This window comes from Lachnospira pectinoschiza (assembly GCF_900103815.1).
Lineage (GTDB): Bacteria > Bacillota > Clostridia > Lachnospirales > Lachnospiraceae > Lachnospira > Lachnospira pectinoschiza_B.
In genome coordinates this window covers 379190-403591 of the sequence record NZ_FNHZ01000002.1, presented here as the reverse complement: position 1 = coordinate 403591, position 24402 = coordinate 379190, and the positions used below count along the sequence as shown (strand labels likewise).

Sequence of the window (24402 nt, the reverse complement as noted above, 5' to 3'; positions counted from 1 at the left end):
TACATAAATCTTTCAAGCACAGGGATGACCCGCTTAAGTTAAGGAAATGTATCTTAGACGCCAAGTTACTAACATACCTTTCTTTAATTTAGGCGGGCCATTCTTAAATCCCTATTTAAGTACATTTTCTGAAAAATTATCTCCTATAAAACAAAAATTTTAATATTTGGATTAATGTCTAAATTATGATAAAATACAACTATATCGACCGTGATAATTAAATATAGGAGGTATGCATATGGACTTATCAAAGAATAAGGGATTAAACTCTATTAAAGGCATTATTATTCTTTTTGTGGTTTCAGTTGTTATCTTAACAAGTGTGGTAGTACTTTTGATTTCAATGGTAAATATCATTAATACCAACAAAGAAGAACAGGAAAGTTATCGTGAGCAGCTTGAGAAAAACGTGGAGAACCAGCTTCAATATTTAACAGAAGAGGCTGTGAGTATTCTAGATATTATTTATGCAGATCAGCAAAATGGTGCATTTTCAGAGGAAGAAGCTAAGTCAGTTGCAGCAAATATTCTTCGTGAATTACGCTACAATAATGGCGAGGGTTATTTCTTTGTAGATACATCAAGCGGTGATAATGTAGTTTTACTTGGCCGTGACACTGAAGGAACCAACAGATACAATGCTGTGGATTCTAATGGAACCTATTATATTCAGGAAATAATTAAGCAAGCTTTAAATGGTGGTGGCTTTACTGATTTAATGTTCCCAAAATCTGGTGGTGGTGAGGCTCTTCCAAAGAGAAACTACTCAATGTATTTTGAGCCTTATGACTGGGTAATAGGAACTGGTGTTTACATTGATTCTATAGATGAAGAAGTTGCAGAATATACAGCTACAGCAGATAAAGCTCTAAAGGTTACACTTAATAAGCTTATATTTGCTACAGTGATTATTATTCTTGTATTTTCTGCGGTTGGCTTTATCTTTGGCTCTAAGATGGCTAATCCAATTAAAAAGATTACTGCTAAGCTTCATAAAATGGCTAGCGGAGACTTCTCTGTTAGTGATGAAGAGAATACAAAGACAGCATTTTCAAAGACTGAGCTTGGCGTTATGAATGAGGCCTGTGAGGATTTACAGTCAAAGCTTCGTGAGCTATTTATAAAGATCGCGGATTCTGCAGACTTTGTGGCATCGGCATCAGAAGAGCTTAATGCATCATCAGATCAGTCGGCAGAGGCTTCTATGATGGTTGCTGAGTCATGTACTAACGTGGCTGCTAGTTGTTCTAGACAGATGGATGACGTAACAAGTGCTGGTGATATGGCAAATGCATTTAAGACGAATATGAATGACTTTAAGGATACTCTTACTAGATTTGATGAGTTAATTGGTGAGACAAATTCTAAGGCAGATGAGGGTAGCAAGGAGATTAATCTTGCTATGAAGCGTATGGGTGAAATCGAATCTGCTGTAAGTAATACATCTACTGTTGTATCTGGTCTTGGGGATCAGTTACAGACAATTGGTTCTATTGTAGTTACAATTTCAGAAATTGCTGAACAGACTAACTTGCTTTCTTTAAATGCTTCTATTGAGGCTGCTCGTGCTGGTGAAGCTGGTAAGGGCTTTGCAGTTGTTGCAGATGAAATTAGAAAGTTAGCGGATGAATCAAATGATGCAGCTAGCAGAATTACAAATCTTATTACTACAATTCAGACTAAGTCAGATAAGGCTGTTAGCTCAATGCGTGAAGGTCTTGAAATTGTTGAGGATGGAACTAAGATTGTTAGTAGTTCAGGTCAGACCTTTAATAATATTGTAGGCATGGTATCAGATATTTCATCAGCTACAGAGCAGATGAATGATATTGTAGAAGACTTATCAGATAGAACAAGACAGCTTGCCACATCTATTGATGAGATTCAGGAAATGTCACAGACAGTTGTTGATGAAACAAGTAATGTATCCGCTGCGTCACAAGAGCAGGCTGCCACAGCCCAGGAAATTGTTAAGGCCAGTGCAAGTCTTGCTGAAACAGCAGGTGAGTTAAAGGGACAGGTTGCAAAGTTTACATTGTAGATCGTTTTTAAAGATTAGGCTTTAAATTAGCCTAAGAGATACATTTTCAAAACTATAAAAAATCTCCCCATAAAGGTTAAGTAGTTTGGTTTTTGGTACCTTTATGGGGAGTTTATTTATGCTTTATTAAGCTATATTAAAGAGAAAACAAAATGTGTCAGTTAAAATTAACTGAAAAATTAGATTAAGTACATAATCACTGCGACTATTGTACTTGTTAAACCAACTAAAGCTTCATAAGGAATTAAGCTCATTCTAGCCTTAATTGACATTGATACTGAACCACCAGTTGCATGGAAGAATGAACCGTGTGGTAATGAATCAACAACTGTTGCTCCTGCATGTATCATGGCTGCAGCTGCAAGGCAAGGAACACCTTCTGCAATTAATGTAGGTGCAAATGTCTGAGCAGCAATTGTAGCACCTGCTGTTGTTGAAGCAGTAGCAGCAGCCATAAGAATACCAGATAATGGAGCAAGGATAAATGCAGGCATGCTTAATGCTTCAAGAGCATTGATTACGTCGTACTGAAGCGCTGATGCCTTAACGATACCAGCAATTGTACCTGTACCAATTAAGAGGATTGACACGCCTACAACCTTTGATAAACCAAATTCTGTAATTGAAATTGTGTCCTTAAAGTTTCTAGTAACTAAAATACAAACTAAACCACCAATAGGAAGTGCTATTAATGGATCAATTGTAATATCTGCAAGTGGTCTTAAAGCAAGTAATACAATTACTACTAAAGGTCCGATAATTGCTGTAAAGAAGTTTGGTAACTTTGTGTCATTTACCTCAATATCACTTGCTTCAACCATAAGACCGTTCTTCTTCTTTGAAAGAAGAGTTGCAAGAATAATTGTTACAACAAGTGCGCATAGGGCAGGAATTAAATTTTTAAGCATTAATGATGTTAAGTCAACATTAAATGCCTCGCTTGCTGCGATTGTATTAGGGTTTGGAGATATTATATTACCTGCCTTACCACCACCTATCATGGCAAGAAGAAGGGATTCCTTGGAAATGTTTGCCTTCTTACCAATGGCTAATGCGATAGGGGCAACTGTTATAACTGATATATCAATAAATACACCAACTGCACAAATAATCATAGTAGCAATACTAACGGCTGCAATAGCACGTTTCTGACCTAACTTATCTACGATTGTTTCTGCAATTTTTTGTGCTGAGCCTGTCTTAATTAATGCACCAGCTAAAATACCTGATGTCATAATTCTAAGCACTGATGACATCATACTTGATGCACCATTTACCATTGTACTAACAGTAGTAGTTAAACCACCACCACCGAGTAAACCACCAACTAAAGCACCTAAAATAAGGCTGTATGCTGGATGAACTTTCTTAATAATTAATATGATTGCGATGACGAGACCGATAAGTGCGCCAATTGTGTTAAAATCGTAAGTCATATTAAAACCTCCTAAACAATTATAAATGTAAATGTAGGATGGGGTATTAAACTAGCAAAAAAGTTAAGAACCTTTTAATTACTTAGAAATACTCATACCTGCTTTGATGAATCTAAACATTCTGATTGCGCCCTTATAATAAAGCTCTTCTGCACGAGTGAGAGCTTCTTCAAGTTCCATAGGAGCGTCAACCGTAGTCATAATTGACTCAATTCCGTAGTCAAAAATCTTATCGGCATCTTTACCTAAGCTACCGCTAAGACCGATGGCTGGGATATTCTTTGCTTTAGCACGTTTGCCTACACCCTGCATAACCTTACCAAAGCAACTCTGCCAGTCTGTACGACCTTCACCTGTAATAACAAGATCTACGCCGTCAAGACGGTCATCAAATTTAATCAAATCAAGAACTGTTTCGATTCCTGACTTCATCTCTCCGTTTACAAATACCTTAAGAGCAATACCGAGTCCTCCGGCTGCACCAGCGCCGGCTATGGCGTCAGGATCGACATTATAATTTCTCTTAATGATATCTCGATAGTTTTTCATACCCTCTTCTAGGATAGGGAGTATTTCTTTTGTTGCACCTTTCTGTGGACCAAATGTATATGTGGCTCCATTCTCTCCACAAAGAGGATTTGTTACATCACACATAACTGTGATTTTAGCGTCCTTAATTCTTGGATCAATCTGAGAGGCATCAATAGTAACGATTTTATCTAAATCACGACCAAAACCTTCGAGTTCGTTACCATCTTTATCTAAGAATTTTACGCCAAGGGCTTTTGCACATCCAATACCACCGTCGTTCGTTGCGCTACCACCGATTGCGATAGAAATGTCTGTAAAGCCACGATCAAGAGCATCCTTGATCATTTCACCAGTACCGTAAGTAGTGGTGTTAAGGGGATTTCTTAAATTTGTTGGGACTAATGGTAAACCAGATGCAGCAGCCATTTCAATAACAGCCTGTGTTTCTGAAAACTTACCATAGTACGCTTTTACCGTGTTCATTAAGGGATCATGAACATCAAGGTAAATCTTTTCTCCGTTCATTGCTTCAATGACAGAATCAGTTGTACCTTCTCCGCCATCTGCTACAGCAACACCAGAGTATTCCACGTTCTCAAATACTTCATTAGCAGCCTGACCAAGTAGCTTGATTGTTTGAGCACTTGATAAAGTACCTTTAAATGAATCAGAAGCAAAAAGTAGTTTCATAAAAAGTTCCTTTCTTTTTAAAAAAGCAAAAGCAGGAAGAGCTTTTGCTTTTTCGATATATAGTGAAAAGCTTTGTTGATTGACAAGCTTATGACAATAATATCATTTGAAATATTCTTTTTATATGTTAGATATGACATTTAATTTTTACAGCTCTTATGTTATTATTGTTATATGTAACAAAACTCGTGAGAGGTATTATATGAAAATAGAAATTAGAGAGCAGTTAGCAAGCCAGATTGTAGACGCTATTAAATCTATTTGCGAACATGATATTAATTTTATTAAGGTGGATGGTACAATTAGTGCTAGTACTGATCCTTCAAGAATAGGTTCTTACCATGAGGCAGGTAAAAATGCGGCTATAAGCGGCGAAACTATGATTGTACATGAAGATAATAAGTTGCAGGGAATTAAAAAAGGTATTAATATGCCCATCATTCATAACGGGGAAACCATTGCGGTTATTGGAATTACCGGGGAACCTGATGAGGTAACTAAGTATGCATATTTTGCCCAAAGAATCACCTTGCTTTTAGTAAGAGAGCATGAGCTAGAACTTAGTAATCATGATAAGAAGGCCCAGATTAACTATGTGGTTTATTCTCTTATTAATGAAGACAATATCAATAGAAACTTTATGAAGCAGGTCCTATCCCTTGCTGGCATTAATAATTTCGAGGACAATTACGTCACTGTGGTTATTAAGGTAAGCAATAGATATAATCCTGTGAATTTATCTATGATTGAGTCAGACATTTTTGAAACAATTGGACATCTAAATAACAGCATCTACACCTTCAACTATCCTAATGAGTATGTGCTTATTATTAGTGAGAAGGAGCTTGATAAGAAGTCTTTTCTTATTAATAACTTGGCTAAGCGAAACAGTAAGATCTTAAAGATTGGCGTGGGGGATGCAAGAATCCTTACTCGTCAGTGCGATTCTTATAGACTTGCAAACCTAGCTCTTACCTGCGTTGTAGAAGAGGGTAAGGTGGCACTTTTCTCAGATTTGGATGTAGAAATTTTGCTATCAAGTGCTACAGACGATGCTAAGAAGACATTTTTACAAAAGACAATGTGTAATTTATCAAAGGAAGATATCGAGATTTTAAAGGCTTATTTTGATGAAAATATGTCTCTTAAATCTACTTGTGACAAGCTTTTTATGCATAAGAATACCTTGCAATATAAGCTTAATAGAATAGCTAGTCAAACAGGCTATAATCCTAGAAGCTTTAAGGAGGCCTGCGTGCTACATATGGCTTTAAAAATTTTAGACATAGGAAAGGAATAAGGGGGATAATATGTACTATTACGGGATTGACATTGGTGGAACAACTATTAAATGCGGGCTTATTAAGTCTGGCGGACAGATTATAACTAAAGATGAAATTACGACTCGCAAAGAAGATAATGGCAAATATATCTTAGAGGATATTACAAAATATATTAGAAAGAACAACAAAAACCTTGGAATTAAGGATGAGGAGATTGAGGCTATTGGCCTTGGAGTTCCTGGTTCTGTCCTTGATAACGGCGTAGTTAATAAGTGTATCAACTTAGGTTGGGGTGTCTTTAATGTTGTAGAGGAATTTGAAAATTTACTTCACATTAAAACCCGTGTTGGAAATGATGCCAACATGGCAGCCCTTGGTGAATACTGGCTTGGAAGCGCTAAGGAGTTTTCAAGTATGGTCTTTATAACAGTTGGTACTGGCGTTGGCGGTGGCATAATTATAGATGGCAAGCCTGTTAACGGCTTTAATGGTGCTGCCTGTGAGATTGGACATTTGCCAATAGTTACAGAGGACATGGGGGAGTGTAATTGTGGTAAGAAGGACTGTCTTGAAATTGTGGCTTCTGCTACAGGAATTGTAAGGGTTGCTAAGAAAATGTTAGCAGAAAAGGGAAATAACTCTACCCTTAAAAGAATCGAGAATTTAACAGCTAAGGATGTATTTGATGAGGCTAAAAAGGGCGACCTTTTAAGTATAATGATAGTTGATTATGTAACAGATTATCTTGGAAGGGGTCTTGCAATTGCCGCTGGCATGATTGATCCTGAGGTATTTGTAATCGGTGGTGGTGTTTCAAAAGCCGGCGATTACTTTATTGATAAGATAAGAGAAAGCTACAAGAAGTACGTTTTCCATCCATCAAAATATACTAATATTATGCAGGCAAAGCTCCTTAATGATGCAGGCATGTATGGCTGCGCTTATCTTGCAGGATGTAGATAAAAAATTTGCAGGCTGTAGATAAACAGCCGTTTTACGACTATAATGAAAAAATTTATCGCTAAAATAAAAAATAATAGTTGCACAATTAGATTGTGTCATATTAAAATGATATGAAAGATAGTAATTATAATGCTTTTTAAGATTTTTCTTATGTACGTTTGTCTTTAAAAGCATGCTATCTTTTACACACATTTTTTAGGAGAAAGGAAATTATATAGATGGATAGTCAGTCTAAAAAGAGAGTAGATGTTGTAAAGCTAGCAGGTGTTGGTATGCTTTCATGCATTGCATTTATTCTTATGTTTTTTGAATTCCCAATACCAGTTTTAATTCCAAGCTTTATTAAGCTTGATTTATCAGATTTACCAGCCCTTATTGGTGCATTTGCCTATGGCCCAATTGCTGGTATTTTAATTGAACTTATTAAGAACCTTTTACACCTTCTTGATTCCTCATCAGGTTTTGTTGGAGAGTTATCTAACTTCTTACTTGGTGCTTGTTTTGTAGGTGTAGCAGGATGCGTATATAAGTTTAAGAAATCAAAGTCAGCAGCAATTATTGGTGCTACAGTTGGTGCTTGTGCAATGGCAGTATTTAGCCTTGTAACAAATTATTTTATTGTGTACCCATTCTACACAAACTTTATGCCTATGGATACAATTATTGCAGCTTATAAGGCAATCATTCCTTCAGTGGATAATTTATTTGAATGCTTGCTTGTATTTAACGTGCCATTTACCTTTGTTAAGGGCATGATTTCAGTAGTAATTACCATGCTTATTTATAAGCCAATCTCACCACTTCTCCACGGAAGAGTTAAGAAGAATTAATTTTTGGTTTAGTGTTTAGTGCTCCCTTTGAAATTTATTTTTAAATAATAAGATTAAAGTATAAAGTTATAAGTAAATATTCCGATATAGAAAATAGAAGATAGTTAGTTTACCGCTTTTCTTTTTCCAAGGAGGGATATTTATGATAAACGGAGTTATCGATTTATTAGCGGTTGAAGCAGTTACAACAATTCAGATTACACCAAAGATGAAGGATAAAAGCGAAGAGGAGCGCAAGAAAGAATATGTTGCTAAGAAACATCAAAGGAAGGATGTGAAGGAAGAGGACATACCCGAGTCAATTAATCTTTCTTCTTCTACAACATATAGCTCAGATTGCAAACTCAAAACTTTTGCCCTAAGTAATACAGATTTTAGCTTGTAACTAAAAGAGTCCCATCCATTGGATTTAGTCCTTTGGGTGGGGCTTTTTTACTGAAAATGTAGTGACTACGAAGGTTTAGCTATGATATACTAATACTGAAAATTTCTACTAGTTAGATTGAAATTAAGGAGGCGAATTTTATGTCAGTTCAGGATTATCAGACAGCGCTTAAATCAGGAAAAAGAGCCTATAATGCATGTATGAACAGAGGTAAATCACCTTATTTACCAGTTCTTGAAGACTTCTTAGATGAAAGTACTATTGAGAGAGAAGTTAATTTAGGGGAGGATCAAATCCCTCTAAGTCTCGTAGTTGGTACATGTACTAAGGGTAGAACCAATGCTTTTGCTGACAATTTTATGCCTTTACTTGATTGGGGAACAGAATTTGCAGCTAAGTGGGCATCTCTTTCAGACAGCCAGGTAAATGAAGGCATTAGAGAGCCTATTAAAGTTTACGAATACATGAATAAATTTTATGTCTTAGAGGGCAATAAAAGAGTTTCGGTTTTAAAGTATTTTGGGGCAGTAACTATTAACGCTAAGGTTACAAGAAAGATTCCAAAGTATGACCCTAACAATGTAAATGTGCGTATTTACTACGAATTTATGGACTTTTATAAGGCCACTAAGATTAATGATATTTACTTTAGTAAGGAAGGAAGCTTTACTTCCCTTATGAGCCTTGCAGGAATTAAGAAGGGCGACTTTGCAAATGATGAAGATAAGCGTGATATGTGCTCTGCCTATCTTAATTTTAAGAATGCCTATTTAGAAAGAGGCGGGGATAAGTTTGACTTCCCTATTGGCGATTCATTTTTACGATTCGTACATATTCACGGCTATAAGAACGTAGTGAATATGCTACCTATGGAAATGTCGCGCAATGTGGCAAAGACTTGGGCAGAGTTTGAACTTCTTGATGATAACAGCGAAGTGGATTTTAAGCTTGACCCAACAGATACACGTAAAAAGAACATTTTAAGCTATTTACTACCATTCCCAAGCCAGCAGACTAAGAAGTTAAAGATTGGCTTTATTTATGAGAATAGCCCTGAAAAGTCAGACTGGGTTTACTCTCATGAGCTTGGTAGACAGTATATTGAAGAGGTCTTTGGAGACCAGATAGAGACAGTGGTTGCCAAAAACGTCATTCCGGAAATCGATGATGAGAAAGAGATGAAAAAGCTTATTAAAAATGGCGTCAATATCATCTTTGTTACATCACCATCCATGACTATGGCTTCCCTAAAGGTGGCTATTGCAAACCCTAAGGTTAAGATTCTTAACTGTTCTTTAAAGATACCACATAAGTACATTAGAACTTACTATGCAAGAATGTATGAGGCTAAGTTCTTAAGTGGTATTATTGCTGGTTCTATGGCAGCTAGTGGTCGAATTGGCTATGTGGCTAATTGCCCAATTTTTGGTGTGACAGCTAATATCAATGCCTTCGCTCTTGGCGCTAAGATGGTTAATCCAAGAGTTAAGGTTTATGTGGAATGGAGCGGAATTAAGGACAATGATGTAGAGGCAAATTTTGCCGCTAACGGAGTTCATTGCATTTCTGACCAGGATATGATTACCCCTATGAAGGGTAAGAGAAACTTCGGTCTTTATTGTAATGGTGATACAGAAGGCTATAATACTCACTTTGCCATGACTGTATGGCATTGGGGTGTATTTTATGAAAAATTGATTCAAAGCATTTTAAGTGGCTCTTGGGATAGAGAGGCGGAAGAGGATGGTAGTGTTAAGGCGCTTAACTATCTTTGGGGTCTTTCTGCTGGAGTTATTGAAATTATTGAGTCTAACTCAATTCCTGCTACAACTAAGAGACTTGTGAACTTAATTATGCAGGAAATAATAGAGGGTAAATTTAACATTTTCGAAGGTGAATTAATTGATCAGGAGGGAAATGTGCGTAATAAAGAGGGTCAGGTGCTTAATCCTGAGCAGATTATTACCATGGATTATTTACTTGATAATGTTGTTGCTAGTTTTCCGGATTTAGATTCCCTTAATGATAGCGCTAAGCGCATGGTGGCAAGTCAGGGTATCTTTAAGCTTGATAAGACTACAGAGGCTAAATTATCCGCTAAGCTTAAAGAGAAATTTTTAAAGAAAAAAGGAGAGTAAATGAAGATACTTGTACTTGCTGATGTTGAGTCAGAATATTTATGGGATTATTTTAAAAAAGAAAAATTAGAGGGTATTGACTTAATACTATCCGCAGGAGACCTTGATCCAAAGTATCTATCCTTCCTTGCAACCTTTGCTAAGGTGCCAATCCTTTATGTTAGGGGTAATCATGATGATTGCTATAAGGAGACGCCGCCAGATGGCTGTATTTGCATAGAGAACAAGGTCTATGTCTATAAGGGCATTAGAATTCTTGGCCTTGGTGGCTCTATTAGATACAAAAAGGGCGATAATCAATACACTCAGATGCAGATGAAGAGCAGGGTTAATAAGGTTTGGCTCTCTATTAAGAAAAATAAGGGCATTGATATCTTGCTTACTCATTCGCCAGCTAAAGGTATTAATGATGGGCCAGACCATGTCCATGTGGGCTTTGAGGTCTTTAATGACATTATTGCAAAATACAAGCCTAAGTTCTTTGTTCACGGCCATGTGCACAAAAACTATATGCTAAACTTTAAGCCAGAGATGCAGCTTAATCAGGATACCACTGTGATTAATGGTTATGAGAGATATATTTTTGAATATCCAGATAAGGATTCTTTAGAAAATCTAGAAGCTAGTGAAGATGCAGCAGCTAGTAAAGAGACAGCAGCGGATGAGCTAAAGGAGTCTAAAAACTCTAAAGATTGTTAAAAAATATACATCTTGCATAAAAGATAATCATAATGTATAATGATTTTGTTGGAAATTACCAAAACAATGTTTTGGGAATGTTTTTAGATAGGAATAGGGGATCTTATCTAAGAATTAATAATTTAGGATATACTTGGGTGAGATAATGTATTGGGGGATATGGCAGGAAAAACCATGGCAATGCTAAGATTTTGCACAAGATATTCATAAAGGTTTTAACGGGGACAGGAAAGAATCCTAATGAAACCTGAGAACTTGGTGGGCAGGAAAAACCCACCAAGTTTTTTTATTGCCTATTTACTGACATCTTTTCTAACGAAATACATTTTCTATGAAGATAGATATTATATCTGGTGTAAATTGCATAAATAAGACTTTAGAATTAGATATATTTTATAAAATAGTACCAAATTAAAGTATCTAGTACTAAAAAACTAGTAAGGTACGATTTATTTTAAAAATCTTAACTGTTACAATAAGCCTGTTGTTGTTTATATTGAATTCGAAGTGCATTTTTTGAACGCTTTATATTAAAAGTTATTTCAAAAAACGCATGGGAGGCAAAAATGAATTTAGCTAAGAATTCAATTGGCACAAAGTGCCAAGTTTTATTACTTACACTAGCTATGCTTGTTAGTGTACTTATTCCAACTTCGCTACTTACTGCAAAGGCAGCTACAGGTAGCATAAGTTTACTTTCTAGCCAGGGAGATTTTGAGGTGGCATATGCTACAATTTCTCCAGTTGATGGCGCTAGCAGCTATAAGGCCTATGTTAAGAAGACAAGCCAGGCAGACAGTGCCTATGTTCAGCTTGATGACGAATTAATTAGACATTATAGCAATTACATTAGAGTGGATGCTCTTGGTCTTGAAGCAGGTGATTATGTTTTAAAGATCGAGGCAGTTGTTGGTAAGACAACTAAGAGCGTTACTACAGGAACTATCAGCGTAATGGCACATGACCGTTCAGGTTTCGCCTTCGTTGATGGAGATGCAAGTGGTGCTTATAACTCTAATGGTACATTAAAATCTGATGCAGTAGTTCTTTATATTACAGAAGAGACTAAGAATACTGTATCACTTGACGTAGTTACAAGTTCAAAGGGTGCAACTACAAAAGCTACAGGTCTTCAAAACATCTTAGATGCTTACAAGAAGGGCTATGACTCACGTCCGCTTGATATTCGTTTAATTGGCCAGATCACTGATTTTGATGTGATGATGGACGGTGACATTTTAATCAAGGGTAGCAGCTCTTCAAAGAGACTAGCTTGTGGTGTTACATTTGAAGGTGTAGGCGAGGATGCAACTTGCGATGGTTGGGGTCTTCGTATTGCAAATGCATCAAATGTGGAAGTTAGAAACTTAGGCTTCATGAACTGTGATTCCGGCGAAGGCGATGATGTTGGATTACAGCAAAATGATGACCATGTTTGGGTTCACAACTGTGATTTCTTCTACGGAGATGCAGGCTCTGATGCAGATCAGGTAAAGGGCGATGGCGCTCTTGATACTAAGACATCAAGCTATATTACACATTCTTACAACCATTTCTATGACAATGGTAAGTGTAATCTTCAGGGTATGAAGTCAGAATCTACTGAAAATTACATCACATACCACCACAACTGGTATGACCATTCAGATAGTAGACATCCAAGAATTCGTACTTGTACAGTTCACATCTACAACAATTACTATGATGGTAATGCAAAGTATGGTGTAGGTGCTACAATGGGTTGCTCAGTATTTGTAGAGAACAACTACTTTAGAAATTGTAAGTATCCAATGCTTAGCTCAATGCAGGGTTCTGATATTGTAAATGGAACAGCTAACGCTACATTTTCATCAGAAAACGGCGGTATTATAAAGTCTTATGGTAATACAATCGTTGGTGGCAAGGGTGTTATTACATATCAGGACAATAGCACTAGCTTTGATGTTTATGAGGCTTCTTCAAGAAATGAGACAGTTCCATCATCAGTAAAGACAAAGCAGGGCTCTACTACATACAACAATTTCGATACAAACTCTTCACTTATGTATTCTTATACAGTTCAGTCAGCAGAAGCAGCTAAGAATTCAGTTGTAAAATATGCTGGTAGAATTAATGGTGGTGACTTTAGCTGGACATTTACTAGTGAGGATGATTCTTCATCTGCAGTAAATGAAGCATTAAAGGCAGCACTTAAGGCTTATAAGACATCACTAGTTTCAGTGGGAGGTAACGCATCAGGCGTTAGTTATGAGGAAACTAGCGAAGAGACAACAAATGCAACTGAGAATACAACAGAAACAACAACAGAAACTACTACAGAAACACAGACAGAGGCTACAACAAGCCAGCCAGAAACAACTGCTCCTAGCTCTACAGCAAGCAAGCTAGTTTTATATGCTAATGATTTAGCAACTGGTACTTATACAAGCGCTACAACAGTTGATGGCTTCAAGCTTTTAGCTAATAGCTCAAATAGTGTAGTTGTAGAAAGTGATACACAAAACTTTAAGAATATTGATTTTACAAGAAAAATTAAATTATCAGGCGTTGGAAATAATGCTTATAGAAGTATTGCATTTAACGCCGCAGGAGAGACTAAGGTAAAGATTTATGCTATTTCTGATGGTTCAAAGAAGCAGACACTTGCACTTCTTGATGCCAATGGAAATACAGTGGCAACAAAGAATGTATCTTACGAGAAGTTAGTTTCTATGACTTTAACAGTTCCATCTGATGGAGTTTACTATTTAGCTTCAACAACAGGTGCTATTGATATTTATTACGTAGAACTATCTAGTGGTTATGCATATTAATTTGCTTACAAGATTTTACTTCTCCTAATAAATGGGGCGAAAGGGTAACCTTTCGCCCCTCTTTTCTTGAAGATAAGTCTATATTAACTTTTATAAAATTAAGGATATTGCTTTTATATAATACAAAATTACTAGTAAAATTGCACAAATAAATTACAAAAATATATCAAAAAGTATGCATAGTGCAACCCTACTAAAAGTATGATTCTTATTTAAAACTAGTACCTTGCCAATAAAATAGGTACCAAAGAACTAGCATAGTCCTATTTGAAGATATGGTAAATATTGATAATATAAATGCATTGATGCAGTTTCATATGTAAAAGTTGCACAATGAAAGCTACGGATAATGAACAATTTATTGGGAGGAAAACAAAATGATGGGTGCTTTTAAGAGAACGACAAGAAAGCGCCTTGCATCGCTTTTAGCTGTTGTAATGACTTTATCTATTATCATTACAGCATCGATTGCGACAGCAAAGGCTAGCGTATCGTCTGTAGTATTTACAGATGCCGCAGGTTATTTAGAGTCAGCATACGCTGAATGGACAAGCGTAGAGGGGGCTGATGGTTACGTTGCTTATGTAAAGGAAGCAACAAGTGATGATAGTGCGTATACTAAGTTAGACAACGAACTTATTAGGGAGTATACAAACTATTGGAGAGTAGATGCACTTGGTTTAGCAGCAGGCAATTACGTAATTAAGGTTGTACCTTATGTAAATGGTCAAGAAGTCAGTGATAAGGCCAGCACAACAGATACACTCAACGTAACTGCTTATGATAGATCAGGTTTCGCATTTTCAAGCGATTCTCAGTATAAGACAGGCTCTGGTGCTTACAATGATGACGGTACTTTAAAGTCAGATGCAATTGTTTTATATATCTATGATGATACAGCAAAGACTGTAAAGGCTACAATCCAGACAGGTAAGAACAAGTATACAGAAGTTACTGGTTTACAGGCAATCTTAACAGCTTACCAGAAGGGCTACGAGACAAGACCTCTTGATGTAAGAATCATTGGTAATATTGATGCTGATTCTGTTGATTCTTTTGGTAGTAGCTCTGAGGGTATTCAGATTAAGGGTAAGAATAATTATTCACAGCTTAACATTACAATTGAAGGTGTTGGTGAAGATGCTTCAGTTCATGGCTTTGGTTTCTTAATTAGAAATGCTGGTAATGTAGAAATGAGAAACTTCTCAATTCTTTACTTTATGGATGATGGTATTTCAATTGATACTAATAACTGTAATATTTGGGTTCACAATATGGATCTTTATTATGGTAATGCTGGTTCTGATTCAGATCAGGCAAAGGGTGATGGCTCAGTTGATATCAAGGGTAATTCACAGTATGTAACAGTTTCATATGTACATTTTTATGATTCAGGAAAATGTTCACTTTGTGGTATGAAGTCAGAATCTGGACCAAATTACATTACATACCATCACAACTGGTTTGACCATTCAGATTCAAGAATGGCAAGAATTAGAACTATGTCAGTACATTTATACAACAACTACTATGATGGAAATTCAAAGTATGGTGTTGGTGTAACAACTGGTTCGTCAGCCTTCGTTGAAAACAACTATTTTAGAGGATGTGCTCATCCAATGCTTAGCTCACTTCAGGGTACAGATGCTTTAGGTGATGGTACATTTTCAGGTGAAAACGGCGGCGTAATTAAGGCCTTTAATAATTACATGGAAAATTCAGGCTCAGTAATTTACGCAAACACAGAAGACGGAAATTCAACTAGCTATGATGCTTACCTTGCTAGCTCAAGAGACGAAGTCGTTTCAGGCAGCTACAAGACTTTAGTAGGTTCAACAAGCTATGATAACTTTGATACAACTGTTGACCTTGGCGTTGACGAGTCTAACATTGACGCGGCTGAAGATGTTAAGACAATCGTTACTGCAAACGCAGGTAGCCAGGGTGGCGGCGTAATTGATTACACATTTAGCGAGGAAGATGACAGTAGCTACGCAGTAGATACAGAATTACTTGCACTTGTAAGAAATTACAAAAATACAGAATTAGTTTCAGTATTAGGCGTTAAGTCAGGTGCTTCAAGCGAGGAGACAAGTACAGAGGCCGAAACAGAAACAACTAAGGAAACAGAGACAAGTAAGGAAACAACAACTGAGACAACAGCTGAAGAGACAACAACAGAAGAGACAACAACAGCTGAGGTTGCTGCTGATACATCTGTTTCATATGTACAGAATTTCACAGCAGATGGCATGAATAGTGATTTCTTTACAATCTCTGGTAACCTTTCAACAAGTAAGGGAACAGTTACATATAATGGTTTAACACTTACACAGTGCTTAAAGATGGAATCTGCTACATCTATTACATTTACAGCAGCAAAGGACGGTAAGTTAACATTAGTATTTGGTGGTAACACAGATGCTAATGGCAAGAAGGTTAAGGTAAATGGTACAAAGTACACAATTGATTCAACAAATGTACTTACAGTAGACGTATCTGCTGGTAGCGTTTCAGTTGCAAAGGGAGATTCAATCAACCTCTTCTATATGGTTTACTCATGTGGAGAAGAAGAGACAAGCACAGAGGCAGAGACAACTACAGAGGCAGAGACAAGCACAGAGTCTAAGGATGATGCAGCTTCAACAGCTTCAACAGTAAGTCTTGCTAACTACGATAAGACAAATACAACATATTCTGGTTCATATACAGATTTAAGCCAGGCTACAGATTCAGATTTTGCTAATGCAATTTATGTATCAACTTCAGAAGAATTAGTAGCTGCTTTAGAAAATGTAGCTGCTGGTCAGGCAATTATTATGGCTGACGGAACATATAAGTTTGATGCAACAATTCTTATTCCAGAAACTAATTGCGGTAGCGAGGGAAATTATAAGATTTTACGTGCAGCAGACAATGCTAATGTAGTACTTGACTTCTCATCAATGGAAGAAGCAAGCGCTAATAGAGGCGTAGTACTTGATGGTGACTACTGGTATGTAAACGGCATTACATTCTATGGTGCTGGTGATAATGGTATGTTACTTGCAGGTAGCAACAATATTATTGAAGGATGTGTATTTGAAGCAAACCACGATACAGGCTTACAGCTTTCAAGATATAATACAGAATATTCTGAAGTATCACAGTGGCCTTCAAACAACTTAATTTTAAACTGTACTTCATTTGATAACTGTGATTTAAAGACACAGGAAAATGCAGATGGTTTCGCTGCTAAGTTAACATGTGGTGAAGGCAATGTATTTGATGGTTGTATTTCATATGCAAACTCAGATGATGGTTGGGATTTATATGCAAAGACAGCAACAGGCCCTATTGGGGTTGTAACAATTAGAAACTGTGTAGCATTTGCAAATGGTAAGACTACTTCAGGTACATCTTTTGGTAGTGGTGATATGAACGGCTTTAAGCTTGGTGGTTCTGGCGTTGGTACTGCTCACTACGTATTTAACTGCTTAGCATTTAATAACGGTGCAACAGGATTTACAGATAACAACAATCCTTCAAACCTTACAATTATGAACTGTACAGCAGCTTCTAATGGCGGTGGTGATTCAAGTAAGGCTAACTTTATGTGTTACAGATCAGCATCAGGAGCTCTTTATAAGAACCTTGTTTCTTATAACAATTCAGGCAGTGATAAGTTTACTGGTGTAATTTCTTCATCAGTTGTATCTTATAATAAGAAAAATTACATTTTTGAAACATCTCTTGGTGTTTCAGTTAACAATAGCAGCAAGCTAAGTAGCTTAGCTTCAGCAGCTTACACATTATCAGCTTCTTCATTTAAGAATGCTAATAACAACATTTCAGTAAATCAGGATATTGATAGCTTATTTAGAAATGCTGATGGCACAATCAATGTAAATGGTTTATATGAAACTGAAGCAACTAGTGATATTAGCTCACTTGGTGCACACTTCAATGTAGCAAGTCAGAAGATTGCACTCCTTTCTTCAAGCAGCACAGAGCCAGCAACAGAAGAGAGCACAGAGGCTTCAACAGAGGCAACAGAAGCTCCAACACAGGAGAGTACAGAAGCTCCAACAGAAGAGAGCACAGAAGCTCCAACAGAAGAGAGCACAGAAACTCCAACACAGGAGAGCACAGAAGCTCCAACACAGGAGAGCACAGAAGCTCCAACAGAGACTCAGGAAGAGACTTCTACAGAAGTAGCTGCTGACACAGATACTGTTTATGAGATGCTTGAAGGCGATGGCGTTACAGTTACAGGAACTGAAAAGCTAGTATTAAGATCTAGCGCATCATATGATTTATTCCTTGGCGTTATGGTAGATGGCGTGCTTGTTGATCCTTCAAACTATGTATCATATTCAGGTTCTACAGTAGTTGAATTTAATGCAGATTTCATGTCTAGCTTAACAGCAGGTGTTCATGAATTCACAATCCTTTCAAAGGATGGTAGTGCTAGTACTAATGTTACAATCACAGGTGATGTTGCAGCTGAGGTAGCAGCAGACACAGATGTGGTAACTGCTAATGAGGAAGTGGTTTTAGCTGATACAAATGTTAAAACAACTAATAATTCAGCAGATACAACAACTACATCATCAACAGGTACAGGTGATACAGCTAATGTAATTCCTTACATCATCCTTCTTGTAATTGCAGGGGTTGCAATTGCAACAGGTGTGGTAGTAAGCATTAAGAAGAAGCATAACTAATTACTAATTAAAGATAACAAGAAGAAAATATTGTGGGTCAATAATGTGTAGTAAAAAACTACAGCTAGACCATTAAAATTGCTTGCAAGATTTTACTTCTCCTAATATTTTTGAAAACGAGGCCAGAGGCCTCGTTTTCTCTGTTTTTAAAGCCCTTTTTTATGGAAATTAAATTAATGTTTAAAGTGTAATGACAAATGTATTGCCTAAGTAAATTTTTATGATAAAATTATATGGAAAATGGCTTGCCAAATAGCTTTTATTATGATAATATTCTTTAGTGAAAATACAAATGTCCGCCACAGAAAGACAAAAGGATAAAGAGTGTTTTTGAACTCTTTTATGGTATTTTTTTAGGAATTATGTAGTAAATGTCTAAGTTAAGTGGCAGAGGAAAGAGGTTGACGATGAGTGAGAAATTAAGAGTTGGTATTCTTGGTGGTACAGGTATGGTAGGACAGAGATTCATTACATTACTTGAGAATCATCCTTGGTTTGAAGTAGTTTTACTTGCAGCTTCAGGCCGTTCAGCAGGAAAGTCTTATGAGGAGGCTGTTGATGGACGTTGGAAGATGACATGTCCTATGCCTGAATTTGTTAAGAAGATGCCAGTTTATGATATGGATAAGGATTTTGATAAGATCGTTGAGTCAGTTGATTTTGTATTCTGTGCAGTTAATATGCCAAAGAATGAAATCAAGGCTTTAGAGGAAAGATATGCTAAGGCAGAAGTTCCTGTAGTTTCTAATAACAGTGCTAACCGTTGGACAGAGGATGTTCCTATGGTAGTACCTGAAATTAACCCAGAGCACTTAGAGGTTATTGAGGCTCAGAGAAAGAGACTTGGTACTAAGAGAGGTTTTATCTGTGTTAAGCCTAACTGTTCAATTCAGAGCTATACACCAGCTTTAAATGCTTTAAAGGAATTTGGTCCTAAGCTTGTAGTTGCTACAACATACCAGGCTATTTCAGGTGCTGGTAAGACATTTGCTCAGTGGCCAGAGATGGTTGAGAACATCATCCCATACATTGGTGGTGAAGAAGAAAAGTCTGAGAAGGAACCTCTTAGATTATGGGGTGAAGTAAAGGATGGTAAGGTAGTTCCAGCTACAACACCACAGATTACTTGCCAGTGTATCAGAGTTCCAGTTCTTGATGGACATACAGCTGCAGTATTTGTTAACTTCGAGAAGAAGCCAACAAAGGAGCAGATCATTGAAAAGTGGAGAAACTTCAAGGGAGTTCCACAGGAATTAGAGCTTCCAAGCGCTCCAAAGCACTTTATCCAGTACTTAGAAGAAGATGACCGTCCACAGGTTAAGTTAGATGTTAACTATGAGAACGGTATGGGCGTTTCTCTTGGTAGATTAAGAGAAGATGCTGTATTTGACTATAAGTTTGTTGGTTTATCACACAACACACTTAGAGGTGCAGCAGGTGGTGCTGTATTAATTGCTGAATTACTTAAGGCAAAGGGTTATATTACAGCTAAGTAATTAGATTGCTATAGATTTTTTTAGAGGTTATTTTGTTTATAAAAAGAGCAGGGATAAGACTTTATATCCTTATAATAGTCTTATTTTTGCTCTTTTTTATTTGTAAAATAACTTGATAAAAGACTTGCTTTAGTTTAAACTTAAATTTAGATTTAGTTGAAATTTTTATACTACACAATTCAGTTTTCATAAATAATTAGGGAGGGATTTTATGAAAAGTAATCATTTCTATGCCATGTTGTCTAGAATGAAGTACATCAACCGTTGGGGTCTAATGCGTAACACTAGGGAAGAAAACCTTAGTGAGCATAGTTTAGAGGTTGCCTTCATTGCGCACGCACTTGGCGTCATTAATAACGAAATTTTTGGTGGGACAATTAATGCCGAAAGATTAGCTATTCTTGCTATGTACCACGATGTTACAGAAATTATAACAGGAGATATGCCAACTCCAGTAAAGTACTATTCTCCAGTAATTAGAAATGCCTATAAGGAAGTAGAACATGTGGCAAAGGACGAGATTTTAACAGGCTTGCCCCTTAATTTACGAAAGGTTTATGAGCCACTTTTACTTGAGACTAGTAAGGAAGAGGAGCTCTGGGCTTACGTTAAGGCTGCAGATAAGATTTCAGCCTATATAAAATGTATCGAAGAAATTAACACTGGAAACCTAGATTTTTCAAAAGCTAAGGAGTCTACTTATCAGGCTATTTTAAAGCTTGATTTAAAGGAAGCGAATTATTTTCTTGAAGAATATATTCCAGCTTATAGTCTCACACTTGATGAGTCTAAGAATGAGGAAGAGGATAATAACTAGAATATTTAGCTAGAGGGAGAAAGAATTATGCTACTAGGAAGAAGCACAGAATTAAGCAAATTAAATGATGGTTATACATGTAATGAAAGTACACTTACTATTTGCTATGGTAGAACTAATATAGGTAAAACAAGCCTTATGAGAGAGTTTATTAAGGACAAGGATGCCTTTTATTACCTTGCCTGTCAGGCATCAGAGGAAGAGCAGATAAGGCTTTTAAGAAAAGAGATGATAGAATCTAACCTCATTAGTAAGAGTGAGGATATGGAGATAGATTTTGATAAAGAAAAGGAAAAATTAAAGCTTCCAAAGAAGGATATGTATAGTGAATATGCACATTTGCTAAATAATGTTACAAAGCTTTCAGGGGACACTAAGCTTGTAATCATTGAGGAATTCCAAAATATCGTCAAGTCCAACAAGGACTTTATGGCAGTAATTAACGCCATGGTTTCAGGAAAGCTCTTTGATGATAAGGTTTGCATAATCCTTACAAGTTCTTCTATTAGCTGGGTGGAAAATAGCATGGTTAAGGCAATCGGTGAGAATGCCAACGCAATAAGTGCTTTCCTTAAGCTAAAGGAGCTTGATTTTGTAGATATAGTTAGAATGTTTCCAAAGCACTCAGTCCTTGATGATTTGGCTATTTATGCCATTACAGGAGGCGTGCCAGGCTACTTAGCTGAGTTAAGCGACAAGCTAAGCCTTGAGGAGAATATTATTGAAAATGTATTAAAGCCTGGAAAGTTACTTTATAACGAGGGGGCAAACTACATTAAAGAGGAGCTTCGTGAGACTTCTCTATATAATACTATCCTTTACTGCGTGGCAAACGGCGAGAATAAGCTAAACGAGCTACATATGCACACAGGCTTTGGTAGAGATAAGATTAGCGTTTATCTAAAGAATTTAATTGAGCGAGAAGTGGTGGAGAAGGTCTTTTCTTATGATATTGCTGGCAAAGAGCACACAAGAAAGGGCTTATATAACATAAAGTCTGGCTACACAAAGTTTTGGTTTAAGTACATTTATGCCAATGAATCAAGACTTTCAAAGCTAGGAGCTAAGGAATTTTATGACAAATACATCGCTCCAACAATTTATGAGTTTGCAGGAGAGGCCTTTGTTACTGTAGGTACTGAGTTTATCGAGCTTCTTGACTCTATGGGCAAGCTTGAAATTAAGATTAACAGCCGTTCTAGATGGTGGGGTAAAGATGGCAATATTGACATTATTGCAAGCGACGCTGCCGGTAAGTTCTTAGTGGGTAAGTGCAATTGGTCCGATGAGGCCTTTAGCATGGAGGAATATAATAATCTTTTGGAAAATGTATCTCAAGCCGAGATTAACGCGGATTATATCTACCTTTTTGCTAAGGAAGGCTTTTCAGAGGAGATTAATCAGTTATCCCGTCAAAATCCTAATATTAAGCTAATTAGCCTTAATGATTTCTAAAAGGATTTGCTTTAGTTTAAAGGATGGTTTTACATTTTTTAAAATTCGTTTTATAATCTTATGGCGCAGTCTAAGAAAATAATTAAATTAATTGGAGGAAATAATGGGAAAATCCGTATTTATAGCGGAGAAACCGAGTGTAGCCCAGGAATTTGCCAAGGCGCTACATGTTAGCTTGTCTAGAAGGGACGGATACCTTGAGGGCGGAGATGTGATTGTAACTTGGTGTGTTGGACATTTAGTTACAATGAGCTATCCAGAGGCCTATGATCCTAATCTAAAAAGATGGAGTTTAGATACGATTCCTTTTATTCCACAGGAATACAAGTATGAGGTTTTACCTGCTGTTAAAAAGCAGTTTGATATAGTTAGCTCTTTGCTTAACAGAGAAGATGTAGAAACAATTTATGTCTGTACCGATTCGGGACGTGAAGGAGAATACATCTATCGATTAGTTAGACAGGAAGCTAAGGTTACTGGTAAGAAAGAAAAAAGAGTTTGGATTGATTCTCAGACAGAGGAGGAAATCCAAAAGGGTATAAAGAATGCCAAGGACATTTCTGAATATAATAATCTTTCCGATGCCGCTTATTTAAGGGCTAAGGAAGACTACCTAATGGGTATTAATTTTTCAAGAGTATTAACTCTTAAATATGGAAGAAATGTGGCAAATTACCTACACGAGGATAGAGCAAGTATTGCAGTTGGTCGAGTTATGACTTGCGTACTTGGTATGGTGGTTAAAAGAGAGCGTGAAATTAGAGCTTTCGTAAAGACACCCTTCTATCGTGTTATAGGCAGTGCCAACCTTGAAGGACACAAGTTTGATGCAGAATGGAAGGTTAGTGAAAAGAGTAAGTACTTTAATACACCATACCTTTATAATGACAAGGGCTTTAAGGATAAGGAAAAGGCTACTGAGCTTTTAAATTTCCTATCAGATCCTTTGCCACAAACAGCGGTGGTTGAGTCCATTGAAAGAAAGAAGGAGACTAAAAATCCTCCACTTTTATACAACCTAGCTGAAATTCAGAACGAGTGTAGTAAGCTTTTTAAAATCAGTCCTGATCAGACTCTTAATATCATTCAGGAATTATACGAGAAAAAGCTTGTAACATATCCTAGAACTGACGCGAGAGTACTCTCAACCGCCATTTCTAAGGAGATTAATAAAAATATTGCTGGTCTTCGTAATTTCGCCCCTGTGAAGGAATTTGCAAGCGAAATACTAGAAAAGGAAAGCTTTAAGGGCATTGAAAAGACAAGATATTGTAATGACAAGGCTATTACAGACCATTATGCTATTATACCAACAGGTCAGGGCTTTAATAATTTAGGCAGTCTCTCGCAGACAGCACTAAAGACCTATGAAGTAATATGTAGAAGGTTTTTAAGCATTTTCTATCCAGCAGCTATTTATCAAAGAGTAGCAATGAACTTAAATGTTAAGGATGAAAATTTATATGCATCCTTTAAGACATTAGCGGACGAGGGCTATTTAAAGGTAGCGAAAAACTCATTTTCAAAGGCTTCTAAGTCTAGTAAATCAGAAGAAGATGAAGCCGATGAGGATATTAATGATACAGCTTTCTTTGAACTATTGAAAAAGATTAGAAAAGGGGCTAATATAGACTTTACTGAGTTTAATATAAAGGAAGGCGAAACAAGCCCTCCAAAGAGATATTCTTCTGGTTCAATGATTCTTGCCATGGAAAATGCAGGACAGTTAATTGAAGATGAAGAACTCAGAGCTCAAATAAAAGGTAGCGGTATTGGTACTTCTGCCACAAGAGCAGAAATCTTAAAGAAGCTAGAGACTAAGAAATATATTTCTATAGCTAAGAAGACTCAGATCATTACTCCAAGCCTTTTTGGAGAGATAATTTATGATGTAGTGGCTAATTCGATTAAGGCCTTGTTAAACCCGGAACTTACCGCAAGTTGGGAGAAGGGCTTGACAATGGTTGCCAATGGCGACATTACAGCAGATGAATACATGGAAAAGATGAATGCATTTGTTGTTCGCAGAACTAATGGCGTTAAGATGCTTAATAATCAAGGCATGCTTTATGGCTTGTTTAATGAAAGCGCAAAGAATTACAAGAAATAGTGGCTATTA

General features: G+C 36.8%; 15 protein-coding genes. 13 read left to right on the top strand and 2 right to left on the bottom strand.

Annotated elements, in window-relative coordinates; translation table 11 throughout:
- The first annotated feature begins 238 nt into the window (after positions 1–238).
- Positions 239–2041 (top strand): methyl-accepting chemotaxis protein, encoded by a 1803-nt coding sequence (locus BLQ66_RS05825; protein WP_074521349.1) that lies wholly within the window; start codon positions 239–241, stop codon positions 2039–2041.
- 179 nt (positions 2042–2220) lie between these two features.
- On the opposite strand, the gene BLQ66_RS05820 is transcribed toward BLQ66_RS05825, so the two are convergent.
- On the bottom strand, positions 2221–3477 hold the full coding sequence (locus tag BLQ66_RS05820) for a GntP family permease (protein WP_074521348.1): 1257 nt from the start codon (positions 3475–3477) through the stop codon (positions 2221–2223).
- Between the two features lie 78 nt (positions 3478–3555).
- A complete protein-coding gene (locus BLQ66_RS05815) occupies positions 3556–4698 on the bottom strand; it encodes a glycerate kinase family protein (RefSeq protein WP_027430556.1) in 1143 nt (380 codons plus the stop codon).
- Between the two features lie 202 nt (positions 4699–4900).
- Here BLQ66_RS05815 and BLQ66_RS05810 point away from each other — a divergent pair, with 202 nt between their 5' ends.
- The 12 genes from BLQ66_RS05810 to BLQ66_RS05755 all read left to right on the top strand — a co-directional run bounded on the left by BLQ66_RS05810 (position 4901) and on the right by BLQ66_RS05755 (position 24393).
- Positions 4901–5998, top strand: coding sequence for a CdaR family transcriptional regulator (locus tag BLQ66_RS05810; protein ID WP_074521347.1), 1098 nt, complete (start codon positions 4901–4903; stop codon positions 5996–5998).
- A gap of 10 nt (positions 5999–6008) precedes the next feature.
- Positions 6009–6944 carry an ROK family protein gene (locus tag BLQ66_RS05805; protein ID WP_074521346.1) on the top strand — a complete coding sequence of 312 codons (936 nt, stop codon included), beginning with the start codon at positions 6009–6011 and terminating at the stop codon, positions 6942–6944.
- 218 nt (positions 6945–7162) lie between these two features.
- Positions 7163–7774, top strand: coding sequence for an ECF transporter S component (locus BLQ66_RS05800; protein WP_074521345.1), 612 nt, complete (start codon positions 7163–7165; stop codon positions 7772–7774).
- Between the two features lie 142 nt (positions 7775–7916).
- Positions 7917–8159 (top strand): hypothetical protein, encoded by a 243-nt coding sequence (locus BLQ66_RS05795; protein WP_074521344.1) that lies wholly within the window; start codon positions 7917–7919, stop codon positions 8157–8159.
- A gap of 140 nt (positions 8160–8299) precedes the next feature.
- A complete protein-coding gene (locus BLQ66_RS05790; RefSeq protein WP_074521343.1) occupies positions 8300–10297 on the top strand; it encodes a BMP family ABC transporter substrate-binding protein in 1998 nt (665 codons plus the stop codon).
- Positions 10298–10996, top strand: a complete 699-nt coding sequence (locus BLQ66_RS05785; protein ID WP_083330279.1) for a metallophosphoesterase family protein — start codon at positions 10298–10300, stop codon at positions 10994–10996.
- Positions 10997–11562: 566 nt separating this feature from the next.
- On the top strand, positions 11563–13809 hold the full coding sequence (locus BLQ66_RS05780) for a pectate lyase family protein (RefSeq protein WP_074521342.1): 2247 nt from the start codon (positions 11563–11565) through the stop codon (positions 13807–13809).
- Positions 13810–14186: 377 nt separating this feature from the next.
- Positions 14187–18515: a pectate lyase family protein gene (locus tag BLQ66_RS05775; RefSeq protein WP_074521341.1), complete on the top strand. Its 4329-nt coding sequence runs from the start codon at positions 14187–14189 to the stop codon at positions 18513–18515.
- 407 nt (positions 18516–18922) lie between these two features.
- Positions 18923–20011, top strand: coding sequence for an aspartate-semialdehyde dehydrogenase (asd, locus tag BLQ66_RS05770; RefSeq protein WP_074521340.1), 1089 nt, complete (start codon positions 18923–18925; stop codon positions 20009–20011).
- A 211-nt stretch (positions 20012–20222) separates the two neighbouring features.
- Positions 20223–20828: a 5'-deoxynucleotidase gene (gene yfbR, locus BLQ66_RS05765; protein ID WP_027430562.1), complete on the top strand. Its 606-nt coding sequence runs from the start codon at positions 20223–20225 to the stop codon at positions 20826–20828.
- Between the two features lie 27 nt (positions 20829–20855).
- Positions 20856–22283 (top strand): ATP-binding protein, encoded by a 1428-nt coding sequence (locus BLQ66_RS05760; protein ID WP_074521339.1) that lies wholly within the window; start codon positions 20856–20858, stop codon positions 22281–22283.
- Between the two features lie 103 nt (positions 22284–22386).
- On the top strand, positions 22387–24393 hold the full coding sequence (locus BLQ66_RS05755; RefSeq protein ID WP_074521338.1) for a DNA topoisomerase: 2007 nt from the start codon (positions 22387–22389) through the stop codon (positions 24391–24393).
- Positions 24394–24402: the final 9 nt, after the last annotated feature.

Bases quoted from the DNA above. Each gene is read 5' to 3' on its own strand.
- BLQ66_RS05825 (WP_074521349.1), top strand. From the start codon at position 239: ATGGACTTATCAAAGAATAAGGGATTAAACTCTATTAAAGGCATTATT.
- BLQ66_RS05820 (WP_074521348.1), bottom strand. From the start codon at position 3,477: ATGACTTACGATTTTAACACAATTGGCGCACTTATCGGTCTCGTCATC.
- BLQ66_RS05815 (WP_027430556.1), bottom strand. From the start codon at position 4,698: ATGAAACTACTTTTTGCTTCTGATTCATTTAAAGGTACTTTATCAAGT.
- BLQ66_RS05810 (WP_074521347.1), top strand. From the start codon at position 4,901: ATGAAAATAGAAATTAGAGAGCAGTTAGCAAGCCAGATTGTAGACGCT.
- BLQ66_RS05805 (WP_074521346.1), top strand. From the start codon at position 6,009: ATGTACTATTACGGGATTGACATTGGTGGAACAACTATTAAATGCGGG.
- BLQ66_RS05800 (WP_074521345.1), top strand. From the start codon at position 7,163: ATGGATAGTCAGTCTAAAAAGAGAGTAGATGTTGTAAAGCTAGCAGGT.
- BLQ66_RS05795 (WP_074521344.1), top strand. From the start codon at position 7,917: ATGATAAACGGAGTTATCGATTTATTAGCGGTTGAAGCAGTTACAACA.
- BLQ66_RS05790 (WP_074521343.1), top strand. From the start codon at position 8,300: ATGTCAGTTCAGGATTATCAGACAGCGCTTAAATCAGGAAAAAGAGCC.
- BLQ66_RS05785 (WP_083330279.1), top strand. From the start codon at position 10,298: ATGAAGATACTTGTACTTGCTGATGTTGAGTCAGAATATTTATGGGAT.
- BLQ66_RS05780 (WP_074521342.1), top strand. From the start codon at position 11,563: ATGAATTTAGCTAAGAATTCAATTGGCACAAAGTGCCAAGTTTTATTA.
- BLQ66_RS05775 (WP_074521341.1), top strand. From the start codon at position 14,187: ATGATGGGTGCTTTTAAGAGAACGACAAGAAAGCGCCTTGCATCGCTT.
- asd (WP_074521340.1), top strand. From the start codon at position 18,923: ATGAGTGAGAAATTAAGAGTTGGTATTCTTGGTGGTACAGGTATGGTA.
- yfbR (WP_027430562.1), top strand. From the start codon at position 20,223: ATGAAAAGTAATCATTTCTATGCCATGTTGTCTAGAATGAAGTACATC.
- BLQ66_RS05760 (WP_074521339.1), top strand. From the start codon at position 20,856: ATGCTACTAGGAAGAAGCACAGAATTAAGCAAATTAAATGATGGTTAT.
- BLQ66_RS05755 (WP_074521338.1), top strand. From the start codon at position 22,387: ATGGGAAAATCCGTATTTATAGCGGAGAAACCGAGTGTAGCCCAGGAA.